We start from the raw sequence: 21,278 nt of genomic DNA on the forward strand, positions 1-21,278 counted from the left end.
AACTTACTTGGTGACGTTGTCGTACCAGACCATATCGGCGTTCAGCCCCTGCTGATAGCCCTTCACATTGTCGCGTACCACGATCTGGGTTTTGCCCTGATCGACAAACACGTACGGCGAATTATGCTGCAACTGTTCCTGCATTTTACTGTACAGATCAAGGCGTTTTGCCGCATCCGGCTCCGCCACGGCTGCCAGCGTCTGCTTGCTCAGCTCAGGGATCTGCCAGCCGTTCAGACCGGCGACCGTGCTGGCTTTACCGTCGTTATAGGCAAAGGCGCTGGCGTTGGAGTGGGCATCAAAGTAGTCCGGGATCCACAAACGAATCGCCGCCTGATGCTGCTTCGCGCGCACGCGGGCATACACCTGGCTGCCCGCCGCCGGTAGCAGATCCACCTTCACGCCGCCCTGGGCGAAGCTGGCCTGCATCGACTGGGCGATGGTGATAAACGGCGGTTTGTTCTCCACATCCAGCGTGAAGTGCGCGTCTTTGATACCCGCTTTGGCGAGGATCTCTTTCGCTTTCGCCGGATCAAATTTGAACGGGTTGGTTTCCAGCGCGCCCGGCAGACCCACCGGCAGGAAACTCTGATGGATAAAATACTGGCCTTTCAGCAGATCTTTGGTAATGCCTTCATAATCCACCAGCCAGCGGGACGCTTCCCAGAATGCCGGGTTATTGAGCAGCGGATTGGCGCTGTTACCGGCGTTAAACACCAGATAGTTTTGCTCGGCAGACGGGATGCTCAGCACCTGCACGCCTTTTTTGCCCTGTAACGCGCCGATCTGATCGGCACCCAGATCGCGGGCCACGTCGGCATCGCCCTGTTCGATCAACAGACGGCGGGACGCCGGATCGGGCACGTTTTTAATGATGATGTTTTTCAGCTTAGGCGCGCCGCCCACGGCATTGTCGTTGGCGTCCAGCACAATCGCCTGATGCGGCTGATAGACGCGCATTTTGAACGCGCCGCTGCCCGCCGAGTGCATTTTCAGCCAGGCATTGCCGAAGTCATCGCCTTTCACATTCGCGCTTACCAGCTTCTCATCGACAATGGAGGCAATCGGCGTGGAGAGAATATTCAGCGCCACCGCCGGGCTGACGTCCGCCGTCCACTGCAACTGCACGGTATGGTCGTCGATTTTTTTCAGCTGGCTATTGATATTGTCCGGCTGCCAGCCGAGCACGTTCAGAATAAAAGCGGGGGATTTGTTCAGCGTCACCGCGCGCTGATAGGAGAAGATCACATCTTCCGGGCGCAGCGGATTGCCCGAGGCAAATTTCGCGTCCGGCTTCAGTTTGATGGTCAGGGTTTTGGCCGCCGGATCCGCCTGCCAGCTTTCGGCGAGGATCGGGGTCACTTTTTCAGGATTGTCACGATCCGGCTGTACCAGGCGCTGATACAGGCTTGGCACGGTCTGGATGCTGGAAAGCTCGTTCGCTTCCGCGGGATCAAGACTGACAATATCATCCAGCCCCTGCGCCACCACCAGCGTATTCGGCGGCGTGGCAGCATGGCTGGCGGCCGACAGCGCGGTCAGCACCAGTAACGACAGCAATTTTTTGGTCATGAGCAATCCCTGTAAAGTAACGTAATGAGTTTGTTATGTTCCGCTACGTTAGGGGGGATGAGATTTTCCTGAAAGTCATAATTTGACTTAGCTTATGCGGAAAAAGCATAAGCTGTTCAGTTGTGCGATAAGAGGGTGATGACGTCGTCCTGCGCCACGCACCAGCCCGCAGTAACGGTTTCACCGGCCAGCGCCGGGCAGAAGCGGGCGGAAAGGGTGAGCGAGAGTTGCGCGTCGGTCAGCGCCGTCACCCGCGCGCTGGCAAAGCCGGGGTAAGGCAGAGCGCGGGCGGAAAAAGCTTTATACAGGCTCTCTTTGGCGGAAAACGCCAGCGTGACCGCAAGGGGCAAGGGCAGGCCGGAGGCGGTCAGCAGCGCGCGCTCATCCGCATCGACAATACTGTCCGCCAGTTCTGCGCAAAGTTTCGCATCGAGGCAGCGTTCAATATCCACACCCACCGGCCGGGTCGCGATCACCGCCAGCGCGGTGGTGCCGCTGTGGCTGATGCTGCCGAACACTCCCGGAGGCCATAAGGGCGCGCCATTGTCGCCAATGGCGGGGATCGCTCCCAGCGCGTGAAAGGCCGCCAGTCTGCCCGCCAGATGTTCCCGCTGACGTTTTTGTGAAGTGTGATGCAGCTGTGTATGGTGCGGCAGCCAGAACAGATCGGCGTCCGTCCAGGTGGCGGGATCGAAATCGATGCGGTGCAGTGTAAGGCCAGCGAGGGGGAGTGTAGTGTGATGATAATCCATTATTTATCCCCTGTTCGTAGGCCCGGCAAGCAAGCGCTGCCGGGCATTATGACTATATCAGAAGTGCGTATTCACGCCCATAAACCAGGTGCGGCCAGACTCGTTGAAGGTTTCCGCGCCCGCGCCGTACATATAGCCCGTAGTACCACCGGTGGTCTGGGCATTGCCCGCGCGCCAGTGACGTTTATCGAACAGGTTATTCACCCCGCCGGTCAGGCTGACATTTTTGGTCACGTCCCAGGTCCCGCTCAGGCCGACAATACTGTACGGGCTGACTTCGTTGGTTTCGGAGCCGGTCGTGCGCTCGCCCTTATAGTTGAATTTCTTCGGCTGCTGCTTGCCGTACCAGGTAAAGGTGGATTGCAGCGACACATCTTCACGCACCTGCCAGCTCAGGGTTGAGTTGAGCGTGTACTGCGGAATAATCGACAGGCGCTCGCCGGTCTCTTTATTCTTACTTTGCAGCATATACGTGAGGTTGTTGCTCCAGGTCACGGCGTCAGACACCGGCACGTTCAGCGTCCCTTCCAGACCTTCCACCACCGCTTTAGGCACGTTATCCCACTGGTAAATATCGGTCTTCAGCGATCCCTGTTGGGTCTGGCCGACCGGGACATAACCCGCCTCGATTTTGTTGCGGTAATCGTTGCGGAACCAGGTCACGCCCGCCAGCCAGCCGTCGCGTTTAAATTCGAGGCCGATCTCTTTGTTGATGCTGTTCTCGGCCTTCATGTCGTCGTTACCCTGCATATAGCAGCCGGTGCCGACCGGACTGGCGTAGCAGCCCTGACCACGGCTATACAGAATATAGTTCGGGTTGGTCTGATACAGGCTCGGCGCTTTATAGGCGCGGGCGATACCCATTTTCAGGGTGAAGTCTTCGCCCAGGCCCTGAGAGAGGTTCAGCGACGGGCTCCAGTTATTGCCGACCACCGTGTGATGATCAAAACGCAGCGCAGGCGTCAGCATGGTGCTGTCGGTCAGCTCCATATTGTCTTCGGCGAACAGCGAGAAAATCTCTGCGCTGGAGTAGGGGCTGCGGCCGGTGCTGTCGTAGCCGGGGATCGCGCCGCCGGACAGCGCCTGGGTGTTGGACGCCAGATCCTTCATGCGCTGCTGGTTCCATTCGGTGCCAATTGTCAGGTTCTGGTTGAACAGATACTCAAAGGGGATGTTCACTTCACTGTGCAGCGTCACGTCAGCCAGATCGATATCGCTGAACTTCTCGCTGTTGAACAGGCCTTCCGTGCCGCCCGCCAGCCCTTCGCCCAGACGGGAGTTGCGCGTGTGCTCGTACTGGGCCCAGTTGCTGGTGGTGATGCCGTTTTCCCAGCCGCCGTTCCAGGTGATGGCATAGTTCTGGCGGTACAAACGGTTAGTCTCTTTGCCGTAGTATTTTTTCACCAGACCATTGGTTTTATTGTCGTTGTTGGTGTTCTGCGTGTCCCCCGCGTAGAGGTTATTCTGGCGGCTGTAGCCCGCCTCAAACTCCAGCGAGTTCATCGGCGCAAAGTCCCAGCGCAGCACGCCGTTGATATTTTTGTTTTCCACCCCTTCGCGTCCGGCGGCGAGAGTGTCGCTGTAAATGCCGGTGCGTTCAGACTGATGGCCTTTGTTGATGTCCCAGGCATCGGCCTGCGTTTTATCCAGATTTCCCACCAGGCGGAAGCTAAAATCGCCCCCCAGCGGTCCGGTGAGGCTGAAGTCGGTGCGTTTGGTCGCGCCTTCGTCTTTATGTTCCGGCGCGTTCAGGTAGGTGTTCCAGGAACCGTGCCAGTCGCTGCTTACCGGTTTGGTGATGATGTTCACCACGCCGCCCGCCGCGCCGTTACCGTAACGCGCCGCCGCCGGACCCCGGATCACTTCGATGCGTTCGATCATCTCCGGCGGCACCCAGCCGGTATCGCCGCGGGTATCACGCTCGCCGCGCCACCCCAGACGCACCGAGTTACGGCTGGTCACCGGTTTGCCGTCGATCAGGATCAGGGTATTTTCCGGGCCCATGCCGCGAATATCGATCTGGCGGTTATTACCGCGCTGGCCACTGGTGGCATTACCGGTAAGGTTGACGCCCGGCATGGTGCGGATGATTTCGGATACGTCGCGCGCGGGCGGGTTTTTGCGGATCTCATCGGCGGTGATGGTGGACACGCCCGGCGCCTGTAAGTTCTGCTGCGCGGCGGTCACCACAATGGTGTCGTCGCCGCTGGTTTCTGCCGCATACACCGGCAGTGCTACCCCTGAGATACCCAAATGAACCAGTACGGCCAGGGTATTAAATTTATTATTCATGTTATTACCTGAGTTTGTCGCCAGCCTCTGCATCCTGCAAACGCGCACGGCTAACCGAATAGAGTGAAAGACGCGCATCCCGCCGCGCGCCAATACGCTATTGCAAATGAAAATAGTTATCAATAATATTATCGACAATTGTTGTCTTGTAACAATATTTCGCAGGTAACCTGGAGTTGCAGAACGGTGACAACGCAAGTAACGGGCAGTGACGCCTGGTGGAGTACAAAGCACGGGCCGGAATGGCGTCGCGAAAGCGAAGAGGCGTATCAGGTCACCTTCTGGTGGCGCGATCCGGCAGGCATTGAAGCCACCTCGCCGGTGCGCCACGTCTGGATCTATATCACCGGCGTTACCGACCATCATCAGCAGTCCGCGCCGCAATCCCTGCGCCGCCTCGCCGGAACCGATGTCTGGTGCTGGCAAACGACGCTGCCCGCCCGCTGGCGGGGGAGCTACTGTTTTATCCCCAGTGAAAACGACAGCGATTTTTCCGCCGCGGTGTTTGCAGGCCAGACGCCGGATCGCGCCGCGCTGCGCGAAGGCTGGCGCACGTTGCTGCCAAAGGCGATCGCCGATCCGCTGAATAAGGATTCCTGGCGCGGCGGGCGCGGCCATGGAGTTTCCGCGCTGGAAATGCCGCAGGCCCCGCTACAGCCGGGCTGGGATCGCACCGACACGCCATTTACGCCGCCGGAATGTATTCACTGGCACAGCGCGATGCTGAAAAACCGCCGCCGGGTGTGGATCTACACCACAGGCGCGGTCACCAGCGACACGCCGCTGGCTATTCTGCTCGACGGGCAGTTCTGGGCGGAAAGTATGCCCGTCTGGCCCGCGCTGGCAGCGCTCACTGACGACGGCCAGCTTCCGCCCGCCGTCTATGTGCTGATCGACGTGATTGATAATGCTCACCGCAGCCGCGAACTGCCCTGTAATGCCGATTTCTGGCACGCCGTGCAGCAGGAACTACTGCCGCTGATCCACGCCCGCACGCCCTTCAGCGCCGATCCGGCACGCACGCTGGTGGCCGGGCAAAGTTTCGGCGGCCTGGCGGCGCTTTACGCCGGGCTGCACTGGCCGCAGCGCTTTGGCTGCGTGTTGAGCCAGTCGGGATCTTACTGGTGGCCGCACCGCGGCGCGCAGCAGGACGGCGAACTTATTGAACAGCTGCGTCGTGGCGATGTGAACGCCCGCGGACTGCGCATTGTGCTGGAAGCCGGTAAGCGCGAGCCGCTGATCTGGCGCGCCAATCAGACCTTATTAAGCCTGTTGCAGGACACCCCGCAAACCTTGCTGTGGCGTGAAGTGGACGGCGGACACGATGCCCTTTGCTGGCGCGGCGGCCTGACGTCCGGGCTGATCGCCCTCTGGCAATCCCTGTCCCCCGCCACGCCATAAGCCGTTACCCCACAGGAGCCTGGTATGGAATTCAGTAATCCCTTCGATAACGCACAGGGACACTTTTATATTCTGCAAAATGCGCAGCAGCAGTACAGCCTGTGGCCGCAGCAGTGCGCGCTGCCGGAGGGCTGGCGCGTGATCTGCGAGCCGCAGCCGCAGGACGCCTGCAACGCCTGGCTGACCACCCACTGGCAGACCCTAACCCCTGCGCATCACGCGCGCTGAGGAACCCGCATGTCCGCTCGACTCCCCTTAGTTGCCGCTCAGCCCGGGATCTGGATGGCTGAAAAACTCTCCACGCTGCCCAACGCCTGGAGCGTGGCGCATTATGTAGACATTACCAGCGCCGCGCTGGATGCCCCGCTGCTTTGCGAGGCGATTGCCACCGGCATGACGCAGGCCGATACCCTGCGTATGCGCTTTGTGGAAGATAACGGCGAGGTGTTCCAGTATGTTGATGAGGCGCTGACCCTTGCCGTACCGTCCATTATTGATGTGCGTGATGCCGCCTGTCCCCACAGCGCCGCGCTGGCGCAGATGCAGGCAGACCTGGATCAGAACCTGCGCGTCGACAGCGGAAAACCGCTGGTGCATCACGCGCTGTTCCGCATCGGTGAGGATCGCTGGTACTGGTATCAGCGTTATCACCATTTGCTGGTGGATGGCTTCAGTTTTCCGGCGATAACCCGGCAGATCGCCGCCATTTACCGCGCCTGGCGCAGCGGAGCACCGACGCCGCCGTCCCCTTTTACCCCCTTCGCGGAAGTGGTGGACGAGTACCAGCGCTACCGCGACAGCGAGGCGTATGCCCGTGACGGCGCATTCTGGGGCGAGGTGAAGCGCACGCTGCCGCCGCCGGTATCCCTGTCCGGCACGCCGCTGCCGGGTCGCGCCGCAACCACCGATATTCTGCGCCTCAAACAGACGCTGGATGCTGCGGCCTTCTCACGGCTTGCCGCCAGCGCGCCAGGCTGCCAGCGGGCCGATCTCGCGCTGGCGTTAGTGGCGCTGTGGCTGGGGCGTCTGTGCGGACGCCTGGACTACGCCGCCGGATTTATCTTTATGCGCCGCATGGGATCGGCGGCGCTGACCGCCACCGGCCCGGTGCTGAACGTGCTGCCGCTGGCGGTGAATATTGATGCGCAGGCCACGCTGCCGGAGCTTGCGCAAAAACTCACCGCCAGCCTGAAAAAAATGCGCCGCCATCAGCGGTACGACGCCGAGCAGATCGTACGCGACGCCGGACGCGCGGCGGGGGATGAACCGCTGTTCGGTCCGGTGTTGAACGTCAAAATGTTTGATTATCAGCTGGAACTGGACGGCGTGGCGGGCAGCACTCATACACTGGCGACCGGGCCGGTGAACGATCTGGAAATCGCCCTGATCCCGGACGAGGAGGGCGGTCTGAGTATTGAGGTGCTGGCGAACCGTCAACGCTACGACGAAAGCACGCTTAACGCGCATGCCGCGCGGCTGGACGCGCTGTTGCGCCAGTTTGCCGGCACGCCGGATCTGCGCTGCGGCGATGCGCAGCTCATATCGGCCGACGAGCTTGAGCAGATTGCGCGCATTAACGATACCGGCAGAACGCTGCCGGAAACCACCCTCAGCCAGCTGGTGACGGCGCAGGCGCTGAAAACGCCGCACGCCCCCGCGCTGGCGGATGCCCGCTGGCAGTTCAGTTATCGCGAAATGCGCCAGCAGGTGATCGCGCTGGCGCAGCTCTTGCGCGAGCAGGGCGTACAGCCCGGCGACAGCGTGGCGGTGGCGCTGCCGCGCTCGGTATTCCTGACGCTGGCGCTGCATGCCATCGTTGAAGCGGGGGCCGCCTGGCTGCCGCTGGATACCGGCTATCCTGACGATCGTCTGCGCATGATGCTGGAAGATGCCCGTCCGCGGCTGCTGATCACCGCCCCGGATCAGCAGGGGCGCTTTGCGGATCTGCCGCATCTCAACACCCTGTGTTATACCGCGCCGCTGCCGGTGAGCGACGCGCCGGGGCTTGATCTCTCGCGTCCGGAACACACGGCGTACATTATTTTCACCTCCGGCTCCACCGGTCGCCCGAAAGGGGTGATGGTCGGGCAGACGGCAATCGTCAACCGCCTGTTGTGGATGCAGGCGGCTTATCCGCTGAGCGCCGACGACGTGGTGGCGCAAAAAACGCCGTGCAGTTTTGACGTCTCGGTATGGGAATTTTTCTGGCCGTTTATCGCCGGGGCGAAACTGGTGATGGCGGAGCCGGACGCCCACCGTGATCCGCAGGCGCTGCAACACTTCTTCGCGCAGTGGGGCGTGACCACTACCCATTTTGTGCCGTCGATGCTGGCGGCCTTTGTCGCCGCGCTGACGCCGGAAACTGCCCGCGCAAGCTGCCGCACGCTGAAACAGGTGTTCTGTAGCGGCGAAGCCTTACCGGCAGATCTGTGTCGGGAATGGGAGCACCTGACCGGCGCGCCGCTACATAACCTGTACGGTCCGACGGAAGCGGCGGTGGATGTCAGCTGGTATCCGGCCCACGGCGAGGCGCTGGCGGCCGTCAGCGGCAACAGCGTGCCCATCGGCTTCCCGGTGTGGAATACCGGCCTGCGCATCCTTGATGCCATGATGCAGCCGGTGCCGCCGGGCGTGGCGGGGGATCTCTATCTCACCGGCATTCAGCTGGCGCAGGGCTATCTGGGCCGCGCCGATCTCACCGCCAGCCGCTTTATTGCCGATCCCTTTGCGCCGGGCGAGCGCATGTACCGCACAGGGGATGTGGCGCGCTGGCTGGATAACGGCGCGGTGGAATACCTCGGACGCAGCGACGATCAGCTGAAAATTCGCGGCCAGCGTATTGAGCTTGGCGAAATCGATCGCGTGATGCAGAGCCTGCCGGACGTGGCGCAGGCAGTGGCCCACGCCTGCGTGCTCAATCAGGCCGCGACCGGTGGCGGCGACGCGCGTCAGCTGGTGGGCTACCTGGTTTCCGAATCGGGCCTGCCGCTGGATCGCGAGGCGCTGCGTGAGCAGCTCAGCGCGCGCCTGCCGCCGCATATGGTGCCGGTGGTGCTGGTGCAGGTGGCGGATCTGCCGCTGAGCGCCAACGGCAAACTGGATCGCAAAGCATTGCCGGTGCCGGAACTGATCGCGAAAGCAGGCGGACGCGCGCCGCAGACGGCCAGTGAGATCCGCGTGGCGCAGGCGTTCAGCGAGCTGCTGGGCTGCGAGGTGAATGATGCAGAGGCAGATTTCTTCGCGCTCGGCGGGCATTCGCTGCTGGCGATGCGGCTGGCGGCACTGCTCAGCCGCGAGAGTGGGCGTCAGGTTACGCCGGGGCAAATCATGGTCGCCTCAACGGTCGCTGCGCTGGCAACGCTGCTCGACGCCGATAACGACGAGCAGGCGCAACGTCTGGGTTATGAGACGATTTTGCCGCTGCGTGAAAGCGACGGGCCAACGCTGTTCTGCTTCCATCCGGCGTCGGGCTTTGCCTGGCAGTTCAGCGTGCTGTCGCGCTATCTGCCTCCGCGCTGGTCGATCACCGGTATTCAGTCGCCGCGCCCGGATGGTCCGATGGCGACCGCCGCCACCCTGGATGAGGTGTGTGAGCATCATCTGGCCACGCTGCTGGAGCGTCAGCCGCACGGTCCGTACTATCTGTTCGGCTATTCCCTCGGCGGTACGCTGGCGCAGGGCATCGCCGCCCGCTTACGTCATCGTGGCGAGGCGGTGGCGTTTCTGGGACTGCTGGACACCTGGCCGCCGGAGACGCAAAACTGGGCGGAAAAAGAGGCCAACGGGCTGGATCCGGAAGTGCTGGCGGAAATTGACCGCGAGCGGGAGGCGTTTCTGGCCGCGCAGCAGGGGAGCGGGTCGGCGGCGCTGTTCAACGCCATCGAAGGCAACTACGGTGACGCGGTGCGCCTGCTCACCAGCGCACGCAGCCTGCCGTTTGACGGCAAAGCGACGCTGTTTGTGGCCGAACATACGCGGCCATCAGGGATGGATCCCGCCCGCGCCTGGTCGCCCTGGGTACGGGAGCTTGAGTGTTATCCGCAGCGCTGCGCCCACGTCGATATTATCTCTCCCCGCGCCTTTGAATCTATCGGGCCGATAATGCAGAAATTGTTGCAGTGATGTAATAAGTTTATCGCCCGTGATGAGCAATCATTGCGGGCAATTATTCTGCTTATATATCAGCCAGCCTGAAGCATCTGCATCATACTTCAGTCAAAAAACTACAAAAATTTGTAGCTAGACAGCACATTTCACCTCTCAGGGATTCAGATTATTCTCACTTTGTAATACCATTGAGCAGAACACAGGATGAGCTTATTCGGCCTATATACTTTAAAGAAGTTAATAAAATGTCCTCAACGAATATTAAGCAAGACAGGGATGTGGAGTTCAGTAATTATCCGCTTGAAACCCATCGTAATAATGAAATCGATCTGCTGGCGCTGCTCGACGTTTTATGGTGCGCTAAAAAACAAATTATTGGTATTGCGCTGGCCTTTGCGCTACTGGGTGTGCTGGCAACCTTTATGATGCCGCAACGATGGACCAGTCAGGCGGTCATCACCCCGGCGGAAGAGCTGCAATGGAACGAACTGCAACAGACGTTAATGCAGCTGCGCGTGCTGGATATCGATGTTGGCGTTGATCAGAAAGACATTTTCAATCGTTTTATTAAGGCCTTCAATTCCCGTGCCCTGATGCAGGAGTATTTCATGTCATCGCCGGACGTGATGGGGCAGCTGAAAGACGCTGACCTTGATCCACTGGAATTACAGCGGGCAATTGTGCGTCTGTCGGATAATATGAAAGCCGCTGACAATGCGAAATTGAAAAACGACATTGATCTTCCCTACGTCGCCTGGAATTTAAGCTTTACCGCGCCAACGGCGAAAGATGCGCAGGCGGTGTTACAGGGATACATTAATTATGTAGCGGCGCTGGTGACAAAAGAAGCGCTCGACAGCATCCGTAATACGGTGGCGCTGAAAACGCATTTTGAAAAAGAAAAATTAATGCTTGATCGCGTCAGATTAACCAACCAGCGTGATATTAAGATCCAGCGTCTTAACTATTCGCTGGAAGTGGCGAACGCGGCGGGGATTAAACGTCCGGTTTACAGCAATGGTCAGGTGGTGAATGACGATCCGGATTTCTCCATTGCGCTGGGTGCGGATGGGATCCAGGAGAAATTAAAAATCGAGAAATCGCTGCGCGATATTTCCGATCTGAACGCTGAACTGCGTAACCGCGAGTTTCATCTGGCCGAACTGGAAAAAGTCAGCGTGAAAAACGTCGATTTCGAACCCTTCAAATACCAGCTGGCGCCGTCCTATCCGGTGAAAAAAGATGGTCCGGGCAAGGCGCTGATCGTGGTGCTGGCGGCAATCATCGGCGGCATGGTGGCCTGTGGCTTTGTGTTACTGCGTAACGCGATGGTCACCCGCACGCTGACGCCGGAACTGACGCTGGAACCTTCTCACTAAGTTTTTGCCCGGTGGCGCTGCGCTTACCGGGCCTACGGAATGAGGCTACTGTAGGCCCGTGCAAGCGCAGCGCCGCCGGGCGCAGCAAACCTACCGTAGCCCGCGGCCCAGCGGCACCACCAGCGGCGTATGGGCCACCGGATCCTCAATAATCACGCAGCGCATCCCGTAAATTTTCTCGATCAGCTCGGCCGTCACAATCTCTTTCGGCGCGCCCTGCGCCACAATTTTCCCGTCCCGCAGCGCAATCAGATGCGTGGCATAGCGACAGGCCTGATTGAGATCGTGCAGCACGGCGGCCAGCGTATAGCCCTGCTCGCGGTTCAGCTCGCTTAACAGCTCCAGCACGTCAATCTGATAGCTGATGTCCAGCCAGGTGGTCGGCTCATCCAGCAGCATGATCGCCGTTTCCTGCGCCAGCACCATAGCGATCCACGCCCGCTGACGCTGCCCGCCGGAAAGCGTGTCCACGCTCTGCCCGGCCAGCGCCGTAACGCCGGTGGCCTCCATCGCTCGTTGCACCGCCGCGTCATCCTCTGCCCGCCAGCGGGTAAACAGCGGCTGATGCGGATAGCGCCCGCGCGCCACCAGCTCCTGAACCGTAATATCCCCCGGCGTGGTGGCGTTCTGCGCCAGTAGTCCAATGCGGCGGGCCACCTCTTTACTGTTGAAACGCTGGATCTGCTCGCCGTCGAGATAAACATGCCCCTGCGTCGGGGTCATCAGGCGACTTAACGTGCGCAGCAGCGTCGATTTTCCGCAGCCGTTGGGGCCGATAATGGCGGTGAAATGCCCGTCGGGCAGGATGACGTTCAGGTTTTCGGCAACGATTTTTTTGCCATAGCCGAGGGTTAAGGCCTCGCCGCGCAATCGGGTATCAGAGAAAGTCATCTTTTGCGGGACTCCTTAATTAACAGGGCGATGAGATAAATCCCGCCCAGGCTCACGGTCACCACGCCGACCGGAAGTTGATAGGGTACAAACAGCCGCTGGGCGCAGAGATCGGCGGCCAGCAACAGCAATGCGCCGCACAGTGCCGCCTGGGTCAGCCCCCAGCGCGCGGTGCCGCTGATACGCCGCGCGATGTGCGGGGCGACCAGCGCAATAAAAGAGATCGGGCCGGTCAGGGCGGTGGAGGCGGCGGTCAGCACCACCGCCACCAGCATCATCAGCAGGCGGGAACGCTCAACGCTGACCCCCAGCGCGCAGGCGCTGTCATCGCCCATCTCCAGTAGCCGCATGCGGCGCACCAGCAGCGCGGCACAGACAAACATCACCAGCAGTACCGGCGCGGCGGGCAGGGTTTTCGCCCACGTCAGACCATTGAGCGATCCGGCGTTCCACAGCCCGGCGGTAAAGGCCGTCTCAAGGGATGCCTGCAACAGCAGCCAGGTATTGAAGGCCACCAGCATGGCGCGCACGCCGATGCCGATAATAATCAGCCGGAAGGTTTCAATGCCGTTGCGCCACGCCAGCAGCCAGACCACCAGCGAGGTGAGAATACCGCCCGCCATCGCCGCCAGCGCAATGGCCGTCAGATGCTGGCCGAAAAACACCATGGCGATCAGCACGCCGCTCCATGCCCCGGTGTTAAAGCCCATCACGTCCGGGCTGCCGAGCGGGTTACGCATCAGCGACTGGAAAATGGCCCCGCTGATCCCCAGCGCCGCGCCGGTCAGCAGGGCGATGACGACACGTGGCAGACGCCACTCATTGACCACCAGCATAATACCGCGCGGCGCATCGCCGGTGAGGGCGGCAAACACCTGAGACAGCGTCAGCGGAACCGCGCCGCTTTGCAGACTCCACACCGCCACCAGCAGACAGGCGATCGCCAGCAGCAGGCAGCTTAAAATCAGACGACGGGAAGGGGCGTTCACCAGCCACCTCCGCGACGATGGCGGCGTACCAGCCAGATCAGCACAGGCGCGCCGATAAAGGCGCTGACCACCGATACCCGCAGCTCGCCGGGCACCAGCAGACGGCCAATAACATCGGCAAACAGCAGCAGGGCAGGGGTGGCGATCAGCGTGACCGGCAGTGACCAGCGGTGATCCGCCCCCACCAGCCAGCGCGCCATATGCGGCATCATCAGGCCAATAAAGGCAATCGGGCCGACCACCGCCGTGGCGCTGCCGCACAGCACGGTAATTGCCAGTAAGCCCAGCAACTGCGTGCGCGCCACCCGGCTACCAAGCGCCGTGGCAGTGTCCGCGCCGAGGCTCAGGCTATTCAGCGCCCGGCTTTGCAGCAGGGCGATACCCGCGGCGATCAGCACCGGCAGCAGGACGATTTTCAGGGTGTGGATCTGCCGCACGTCCAGCGATCCGGCCTGCCAGAAGCGCAGCTGATCGTAAACATCGGGGTTGAGCAGCGCGATGCCGCTGGATAAGCCTTCCAGCACCGCGGCCAGCGCGACGCCCGCCAGCGTCAGCCGCACCGGACTGAGCTGCCCGCCGCCCGCGCTGCCGGTAAAGGCCACCACTAACGACGCCGCCAGCGCGCCGCTAAAGGCCAGCGCCAGCTGTTCATGGGGAGAGGTTAAACCGAGCAGCGCCGCGCCCAGCACGATGGCGAAGCTGGCGCCAGCGTTCACGCCGAGCAGACCGGGATCGGCCAGCGGGTTGCGGGTCAGGGTTTGCATCAGCGCGCCAGCAAGGCCCAGCGCGCCGCCAGCCAGCAGTCCGGCCAGGGTACGGGGCAGACGGGCATCCAGCACGATAGTGCAGTCCGCGGTCTGGCAGCTGCCCGTGAAGGCGTCCATGACGGCGGAAAAGGGCAAGGGTTTCGCCCCGATAAGTAAGCTGAGCGCAGCCGCAAGGAGCAGCAATAACAATAACCCGGTCACGATAATCGGACGCGCCAGGCTGAGCGAAAAAGACATCACAACGTCCTTGAGTTGATAATGATAGTAGTTATCGTTATCGATCTTGTTCGGGTATGTTAGCATGTGCGGCCATTGAAAAGGTATGAGAAATCGCAATAAAAGGCCCTGTAATGAACCGACAATCCTGGCTGCTCAATATGAGCCTGCTGAAAACCCACCCGGCGTTCCGCGCGGTGTTTATCGCCCGCTTTATCTCCATTTTATCCCTCGGTTTGCTGGGCGTTGGCGTGCCGGTGCAGATCCAGGCTATGACCCACTCCAGCGCCCTAGTGGGCCTTGCGGTCACCCTGACCGGCGGGGCGATGTTTGTCGGGCTGATGGTGGGCGGCGTGCTGGCGGATCGCTATGAGCGTAAGCGCCTGATCCTGATCGCGCGCGGCACCTGTGGGCTGGGTTTTATCGGCCTGGCCATTAATGCGGCGCTGCCGGAACCCTCGCTGGTGGCGATTTATCTGCTCGGTTTGTGGGACGGCTTTTTTGGCGCGCTCGGCGTGACGGCGCTGCTGGCGGCGACGCCCGCGCTGGTCGGGCGTGAAAATCTGATGCAGGCGGGGGCGATCACCATGCTGACCGTACGCCTGGGATCAGTGATCTCCCCGCTGTGCGGCGGCCTGCTGCTGGCGTCCGGCGGCGTGGTGTGGAATTACGGGCTGGCGGCGGCGGGAACCTTTCTCACCACACTGACGCTGCTGCGTTTACCCTTGCTGCCTCCGCCGCCGCAGCCGCGGGAACATCCGCTGAAATCCCTGCTGGCGGCCTTTCAGTTTTTACTGCGCAGTCCGCTGATCGGCGGCATTGCGCTGCTCGGCGGACTGTTGACCATGGCGAGCGCCGTGCGCGTGCTTTATCCGGCGCTGGCGGTGAACTGGCAGATGTCACCGTCGGAAATCGGCCTGCTGTATGCCGCCGTTCCGCTCGGTGCGGCGCTGGGGGCGCTGACCAGCGGCAATATGGCGCAGCGTGCGCGTCCGGGGGCGATCATGCTGTTTACCACCGTCGCCGCCTTTGTGGCGGTGGCGCTGTTCAGCCTGATGCCTGTCTGGGCGCTGGGGGTGTTGTTCCTCGCGCTCTTTGGCTGGCTGAGCGCGGTGAGTTCGCTGTTGCAGTACACGCTGATCCAGACGCAAACCCCCGAGGCGATGCTCGGGCGCATTAACGGCTTATGGACGGCGCAGAACGTCACCGGCGATGCCATTGGCGCGGCACTGCTTGGCGGTATGGGGGCGCTGATGACGCCAGCGGCCTCCGCCAGTGTTGGCGGCTGGGTGCTGGCGGTCATCGGACTGCTGCTGGTGGTGCTACTTAAAGAGTTACGACGTTTCCATCAGCCAAACAGCGTGGCGAACCGCTGAAGCAGCAGCGTCACGCTGTAAAAGTCGAGGCGGAAGGTTTCACTGCCCAGCGCGTAAACGCGTTTGTTTTTCACCGCGCTGAGATGACTTAACAGCGGGTTGGCTTCAATGGCCGCGGCGTCGTTGTCGTCATTGGCGAATAAAAACAGCGCTTCGCCGTTCAGCCCCGCCGCCAGATTTTCGCCGCCCAGCTGCACGATGTCATGGCGTTTACCCTGGCTCTGGCTGGCGTTCAGCCCCTCCGGCAGAGTGGCGAGCGTAAAGCCAAGCTGGGCTAACAGCTGCCCCTGCGCGGAATCGCGGGTCCACAGATTGGCGCTGTGCGCCGCCCGGTGATAGACCAGCGCGCTTACCGGCTGCGGCGGCAGGGTGATCTTCTGCTTCACCGCCGCCAGCTGCGTATTGAATTCGTCGATGCGCGCCTGCGCCTGTTTCTCCTGGCCGGTGATCTCGCCGAGCTGCGTCAGCAGCGCCTGCCAGCTTTTATCGTCGTAATTGATGACCAGCGTCGGCGCGATGGCGGAGAACTGATCGTACAACGCCAGCGCCGAGTCGCCGCCGGTGGCGCTGACGAGGATCAAATCAGGCATCTGCGCCGCCACGGCTTCCGCGCTGGCCTCGCCAATGTAGAGCCGGGAAACCTGACGCTGTTTTGCTATCTGCCCCCACTGGCGCAGAAAGCCCTGATCGTCGGCAAAGCGGTTATTCGGCGTGGTCGCGCCGCTGGCGATCACCGGCGCATCAATGGCGAGCAGCGATCCGGTAAGCGTCACGCTGGTGGAGACAATACGCAGCGGTTTGCTTTCCAGAGTATGAGTGCCCCGGCTGTCAGTCACCTGACGCGGCCATCCGGCGGCGTGGCTTGCGGAAAGTCCTAAAACGAAAAGGCTGAGCGCCAGCACAGCATGCAGGCGTAACGAAGCAAATCTCACGGCGTGGTATCCTGTATTTATTGCAGTTAATGCTTCTCATTTTCATCATTGTGCGAAGCGGATGCAAGCGTTAGCCGCAGAAGTTGCATCAACCAGAGTTGACACTGCTGACAATAACTTTTAGCTTACCGACCAAAATATAAATGATAATTATTCTTAATGCCTTTATCATTTTCGGAGGAAGATATGGATACGTCAGTGGCAGAGGGGATCGCGCAGCGTACAGACGCGTTGTCGCCCGACCGGTTTTTCTTTATGTCGCCATACCGCAGCTTTACCACATCCGGCTGCTTTGCGCGCTTCTCAGAGCCTGCCGTTAACGGCGACGATCTGAACAGCCCGTTCCAGCGCAAACTGGCCGGGGCCTTTGCCGAGGCAAAAGCGCAGGGCATTGCAAAACCGGTGATGGTGGGGGCGATCCCGTTTGATACCACGCAACCGTCGGCGCTCTTTATTCCGCAGTCCTGGCAGACGTTCACCCGTCCGGCAAAGCAGCACTCCGCGCGCTATTTCCAGGGCAGCCCGACGCCGAACGTGGTTTCGCGCCAGGCCATTCCGGAGCAGGACGCCTTTATGGCGATGGTGGCGGAAGCCGCACGCCTGACCGCGACGCCGACCGTTGACAAGGTGGTGCTCTCGCGGCTGATTGACATTGCCACCGACGCCCGGGTTGACAGCGGGGCGCTGCTGGAACGGCTGATCGCGCAGAATCCGGCGAGCTTTAACTTCCATGTGCCGCTGCCGGATGGCGGCGTGCTGCTCGGTGCCAGCCCGGAGCTGCTGCTGCGTAAAGAAGATGAGCGGTTCAGTTCGCTGCCGCTGGCAGGCTCGGCCCGTCGTCAGCCGGATGACATGCTGGATCGCGAGGCCGGTAACAAACTGCTGGCCTCGGAGAAAGATCGTCACGAACACGATCTGGTGGTGCAGGCGATGAAAACCGTGCTCAGGCCACGCAGCCATGAGCTGTCGATACCGGCTTCGCCACAGCTGGTGAATACGCCGACGCTGTGGCATCTGGCGACACCGGTCGAAGGCCTCGCTGCCGCTGAAGAAAACGCCCTTTCGCTGGCCTGTCTGCTGCACCCGACGCCGGCGCTGAGCGGTTTCCCGCATCAGGTGGCGAAGCGCGTTATCGCGGAGCTTGAGCCGTTCAACCGTGAGCTGTTCGGCGGCATCGTCGGCTGGTGTGATGAGCAGGGCAACGGCGAGTGGGTGGTGACCATTCGCTGCGCGCGCATCCAGGATCGTAACGTTCGCCTGTTTGCCGGGGCGGGCATTGTGCCTGCGTCCTCCCCGGCGGCGGAGTGGCGCGAAACCGGCGTCAAACTTTCCACCATGCTTAATGTTTTTGGTCTGAATTAAGGAGCGATCATGACCCTTCCTTTTACCCGCTGGCCGGATGACTTCGCCCGCCGTTATCGTGAAAAAGGCTACTGGCAGGATCTGCCGCTGACCGACATTCTCACCCGTCATGGGCAGTCTGACCGCACGGCGGTGATTGAAGGCGAGCGCGCGTTAAGCTACCGCGAGCTGGATCAGGCTTCGGATAACCTCGCCTGCGCGCTGACGGCGCAGGGCATTCGCCACGGCGACACCGCGCTGGTGCAGCTGGGCAACGTCGCGGAGTTTTACATCACCTTTTTTGCGCTGCTGAAAATGGGCGTCGCGCCGGTCAATGCGCTGTTCAGCCATCAGCAGAGTGAACTCAACGCCTATGCCGCGCAGATCCGCCCGGCGCTGGTGATTGCCGATCGCGAACATAAATTGTTCCAGGATGACAGCTTCCTGAATGGCTTTGTCGCCGAACATGCCAGCGTGCGCGTGGTGCTGTTGCGTAATGACCAGGGCGAACATGCCTTACAGGCGGCCATTGAACGCCCGGCGGACGGTACGCCTCTGTTGCCGACCCCTGCCGATGAAGTGGCGTTTTTCCAGCTCTCCGGCGGCAGTACCGGCACGCCGAAGCTGATCCCGCGCACTCACAACGATTACTACTACAGCATCCGCCGCAGCAACGAGATCTGTGAATTTACCGCCGACACGCGCTATCTGTGCGCGCTGCCTGCCGCCCATAACTATCCGCTCAGCTCCCCCGGCGCGCTGGGGGTATTTCTCGCAGAAGGCTGTGTGGTGCTGGCGGCGGATCCAAGCGCCACGCTCTGCTTCCCGCTGATCGAAAAACATCAGATTAACGTCACTGCGCTGGTGCCCCCCGCGGTCAGCCTGTGGTTGCAGGCGATTGCCGAGTGGGGCAGCAATGCGCAGCTGGCCTCGCTGAAGCTGTTGCAGGTGGGCGGCGCGCGCCTGTCCGCCACCCTTGCCGCGCGTATTCCGGCAGAGATCGGCTGTCAGTTACAGCAGGTGTTCGGCATGGCGGAAGGGCTGGTGAACTATACCCGTCTGGATGATGGCCCGGCGCGGGTGAATCACACCCAGGGCCGCCCGATGTGCCCGGACGATGAAGTGTGGGTCGCCGATGAACAGGGCAATCCGCTACCGACCGGCGAAGTGGGGCGCTTGATGACCCGTGGCCCGTACACCTTCCGTGGCTACTTTAACAGCCCGGAGCACAACGCCAGCGCCTTTGACGCCAACGGTTTTTACTGTTCCGGCGATCTGATCTCCATTGACGCCGATGGCTATATCACCGTGCAGGGACGGGAAAAAGATCAGATTAACCGCGGCGGAGAGAAGATCGCTGCCGAAGAGATCGAAAACCTGCTGTTGCGCCACCCGGCGGTGATCCACGCCGCGCTGGTGAGCATGGAAGACAGCCTGCTGGGCGAGAAAAGCTGCGCGTATCTGGTGGTGCGCCAGCCGGTGCGTCCGGTGGAGATACGACGTTTTCTGCGCGAGCAGGGCGTGGCGGAATTTAAGCTACCGGATCGCGTGGAGTGCGTGGACGCGCTGCCGCTGACCCCGGTCGGCAAAGTTGATAAGAAGAAACTGCGTCAGATGCTGGCTGAAAAGTCACAGGCGTAACACTGGAGAAGAGATGGCTATCCCGAAATTAACCGGCTATGCGCTGCCCGCCGCGGCAGAGATCCCGCACAACAAAGTGAACTGGGCCTTTGAGCCTGAGCGCGCCGCATTGCTTATTCACGATATGCAGGACTATTTCATCAATTTCTGGGGCGATAACTGCCCGATGATGGAGCAGGTGGTGGCGAACATCGCCGCGCTGCGCCAGTTCTGCAAACAGCAGGGCATTCCGGTCTATTACACCGCGCAGCCCAAAGAGCAGAGCGACGAGGATCGCGCGCTGCTGAACGACATGTGGGGGCCGGGCCTGACCCGCAAACCGGAAGAACAACAGGTGGTGGCGGCCCTTGCGCCTGACGCAGACGACACCGTGCTGGTGAAGTGGCGCTACAGCGCGTTTCACCGCTCCCCGCTTGAGCAAATGCTGAAAGAGACCGGGCGTAACCAGCTGCTGATCACCGGCGTGTATGCCCACATCGGCTGCATGACCACCGCCACCGATGCCTTTATGCGCGACATCAAGCCGTTTATGGTCGCCGATGCGCTGGCGGATTTCAGCCGCGACGAGCACCTGATGGCGCTCAACTACGTGGCCGGACGTTCAGGCCGCGTGGTGATGACCGACGAACTGCTGCCGGTACCGCTGACTAAGGACGCGCTGCGTGCGCAGATCCTGCCGCTGCTGGATGAATCCGACGTGCCGCTGGATGATGACAACCTGATCGATTACGGTCTGGATTCGGTGCGCATGATGGCGCTCGCCGCCCGCTGGCGCAAAGTCTACAGCGACATTGATTTCGTGATGCTGGCGAAAAACCCGACTCTCGACGCCTGGTGGGCGCTGCTCTCCCGCGAGGTGAAATAATGGCGGGGCTGGATTTTAGCGGCAAAACCATATGGGTGACCGGGGCCGGTAAAGGCATCGGTTACGCCACCGCGCTGGCCTTTGCCGATGCGGGCGCGCTGGTGACCGGCTTCGATCTGGACTTTCCGCAGGCGGATTATCCCTTCGCCTGCGAGCGGCTGGATATTGCCGATGCCGCACAGGTGGCGGACACCTGCCAGCGTCTGCTGGCGCATACTCCACGGCTTGACGTGCTGGTGAACGCCGCCGGGATTTTGCGCATGGGCGCGACCGATGCCCTCAGCCTTGCCGACTGGCAGCAGACCATGGCGGTGAACGTCGGCGGGGCCTTTAATCTCTTTCAGCAGACCATGCCAATATTCCGCGCCCAGAAGGGCGGGGCGATAGTTACTGTCGCCTCCGACGCCGCGCACACGCCGCGTCTGGGGATGAGCGCCTATGGCGCGTCGAAAGCGGCGCTGAAAAGCCTGACGCTGACCGTCGGGCTGGAGCTGGCCGCCAGTGGCGTGCGCTGTAACCTTGTCTCGCCCGGCTCCACGGATACCGACATGCAGCGTACGTTGTGGACCAGCGACGATGCGGAACAGCAGCGCATTCGCGGTTTCGGCGAGCAGTTCAAGCTCGGCATTCCGCTGGGGAAAATCGCCCGGCCTGACGACATCGCCGGTACCGTGCTGTTTCTCGCCTCCGATATGGCAGGGCACATCACCCTCCAGGATCTGGTGGTGGACGGCGGTTCGACGCTGGGAGCATAAGC

Annotated in this window: 16 protein-coding genes; 9 read left to right on the forward strand and 7 right to left on the reverse strand. The window is 61.3% G+C overall.

The annotated features are described in order from the left end of the window. Positions 1-3: 3 nt before the first annotated feature. The 3 genes from ACQUTD_RS15420 to ACQUTD_RS15430 all read right to left on the reverse strand — a co-directional run bounded on the left by ACQUTD_RS15420 (position 4) and on the right by ACQUTD_RS15430 (position 4,616). Positions 4-1,572 (reverse strand): ABC transporter substrate-binding protein, encoded by a 1,569-nt coding sequence (locus ACQUTD_RS15420; protein WP_072569276.1) that lies wholly within the window; start codon positions 1,570-1,572, stop codon positions 4-6. Between the two features lie 116 nt (positions 1,573-1,688). Continuing rightward, positions 1,689-2,324: an enterobactin synthase subunit EntD gene (gene entD / locus ACQUTD_RS15425; protein ID WP_473277037.1), complete on the reverse strand. Its 636-nt coding sequence runs from the start codon at positions 2,322-2,324 to the stop codon at positions 1,689-1,691. Positions 2,325-2,381: 57 nt separating this feature from the next. Continuing rightward, complete coding sequence (locus ACQUTD_RS15430; protein ID WP_473277038.1) at positions 2,382-4,616, reverse strand: FepA family TonB-dependent siderophore receptor; 2,235 nt, start codon at positions 4,614-4,616, stop codon at positions 2,382-2,384. A 186-nt stretch (positions 4,617-4,802) separates the two neighbouring features. Between ACQUTD_RS15430 and fes the strand changes: the two genes are divergently transcribed. The 4 genes from fes (at position 4,803) to wzz(fepE) (ending at position 11,503) form a co-directional block, all read left to right on the forward strand. Continuing rightward, positions 4,803-6,017, forward strand: a complete 1,215-nt coding sequence (fes, locus tag ACQUTD_RS15435) for an enterochelin esterase (RefSeq protein ID WP_473277040.1) — start codon at positions 4,803-4,805, stop codon at positions 6,015-6,017. A 24-nt stretch (positions 6,018-6,041) separates the two neighbouring features. Continuing rightward, the gene (locus ACQUTD_RS15440) at positions 6,042-6,245 is read left to right on the forward strand and encodes an MbtH family NRPS accessory protein (protein ID WP_473277042.1); all 204 of its coding nucleotides are present in this window, start codon (positions 6,042-6,044) and stop codon (positions 6,243-6,245) included. Between the two features lie 9 nt (positions 6,246-6,254). After that, positions 6,255-10,139 carry an enterobactin non-ribosomal peptide synthetase EntF gene (gene entF / locus ACQUTD_RS15445; protein WP_473277043.1) on the forward strand — a complete coding sequence of 1,295 codons (3,885 nt, stop codon included), beginning with the start codon at positions 6,255-6,257 and terminating at the stop codon, positions 10,137-10,139. 230 nt (positions 10,140-10,369) lie between these two features. After that, positions 10,370-11,503 carry an LPS O-antigen length regulator Wzz(fepE) gene (gene wzz(fepE), locus ACQUTD_RS15450; protein ID WP_473277044.1) on the forward strand — a complete coding sequence of 378 codons (1,134 nt, stop codon included), beginning with the start codon at positions 10,370-10,372 and terminating at the stop codon, positions 11,501-11,503. Between the two features lie 90 nt (positions 11,504-11,593). On the opposite strand, the gene fepC is transcribed toward wzz(fepE), so the two are convergent. The 3 genes from fepC to fepD are packed head-to-tail and all read right to left on the reverse strand — an operon-like array spanning position 11,594 to position 14,387. Beyond that, complete coding sequence (fepC, locus tag ACQUTD_RS15455) at positions 11,594-12,394, reverse strand: iron-enterobactin ABC transporter ATP-binding protein (protein ID WP_473277045.1); 801 nt, start codon at positions 12,392-12,394, stop codon at positions 11,594-11,596. After that, complete coding sequence (gene fepG, locus ACQUTD_RS15460) at positions 12,391-13,383, reverse strand: iron-enterobactin ABC transporter permease (protein ID WP_318376892.1); 993 nt, start codon at positions 13,381-13,383, stop codon at positions 12,391-12,393. The genes fepC and fepG overlap by 4 nt, the downstream gene beginning before the upstream one ends. Continuing rightward, positions 13,380-14,387 carry a Fe(3+)-siderophore ABC transporter permease gene (fepD, locus tag ACQUTD_RS15465; RefSeq protein WP_318376893.1) on the reverse strand — a complete coding sequence of 336 codons (1,008 nt, stop codon included), beginning with the start codon at positions 14,385-14,387 and terminating at the stop codon, positions 13,380-13,382. Before fepD ends, fepG begins: the two co-directional genes overlap by 4 nt. A 113-nt stretch (positions 14,388-14,500) precedes the next feature. Between fepD and entS the strand changes: the two genes are divergently transcribed. Next, complete coding sequence (entS, locus tag ACQUTD_RS15470; protein WP_318362779.1) at positions 14,501-15,742, forward strand: enterobactin transporter EntS; 1,242 nt, start codon at positions 14,501-14,503, stop codon at positions 15,740-15,742. Here entS and fepB read toward each other — a convergent pair. Next, on the reverse strand, positions 15,715-16,653 hold the full coding sequence (gene fepB, locus ACQUTD_RS15475; protein WP_412176424.1) for a Fe2+-enterobactin ABC transporter substrate-binding protein: 939 nt from the start codon (positions 16,651-16,653) through the stop codon (positions 15,715-15,717). The two genes, entS and fepB, sit on opposite strands and share 28 nt — an antisense overlap. Before the next feature lie 207 nt (positions 16,654-16,860). Between fepB and entC the strand changes: the two genes are divergently transcribed. From entC to entA, 4 genes are read left to right on the forward strand one after another with little or no spacing between them, the layout of a single operon-like run. Beyond that, complete coding sequence (gene entC / locus ACQUTD_RS15480) at positions 16,861-18,036, forward strand: isochorismate synthase EntC (protein WP_473277046.1); 1,176 nt, start codon at positions 16,861-16,863, stop codon at positions 18,034-18,036. A gap of 9 nt (positions 18,037-18,045) precedes the next feature. Continuing rightward, positions 18,046-19,656, forward strand: a complete 1,611-nt coding sequence (gene entE, locus ACQUTD_RS15485) for a (2,3-dihydroxybenzoyl)adenylate synthase EntE (RefSeq protein WP_473277048.1) — start codon at positions 18,046-18,048, stop codon at positions 19,654-19,656. 13 nt (positions 19,657-19,669) lie between these two features. Next, positions 19,670-20,521: an isochorismatase gene (locus ACQUTD_RS15490; RefSeq protein ID WP_318373754.1), complete on the forward strand. Its 852-nt coding sequence runs from the start codon at positions 19,670-19,672 to the stop codon at positions 20,519-20,521. Next, a complete protein-coding gene (entA, locus tag ACQUTD_RS15495) occupies positions 20,521-21,276 on the forward strand; it encodes a 2,3-dihydro-2,3-dihydroxybenzoate dehydrogenase EntA (protein WP_473277050.1) in 756 nt (251 codons plus the stop codon). The genes ACQUTD_RS15490 and entA overlap by 1 nt, the downstream gene beginning before the upstream one ends. Positions 21,277-21,278 lie beyond the last annotated feature (2 nt).

The organism is Enterobacter sp. K510, assembly GCF_055804875.1.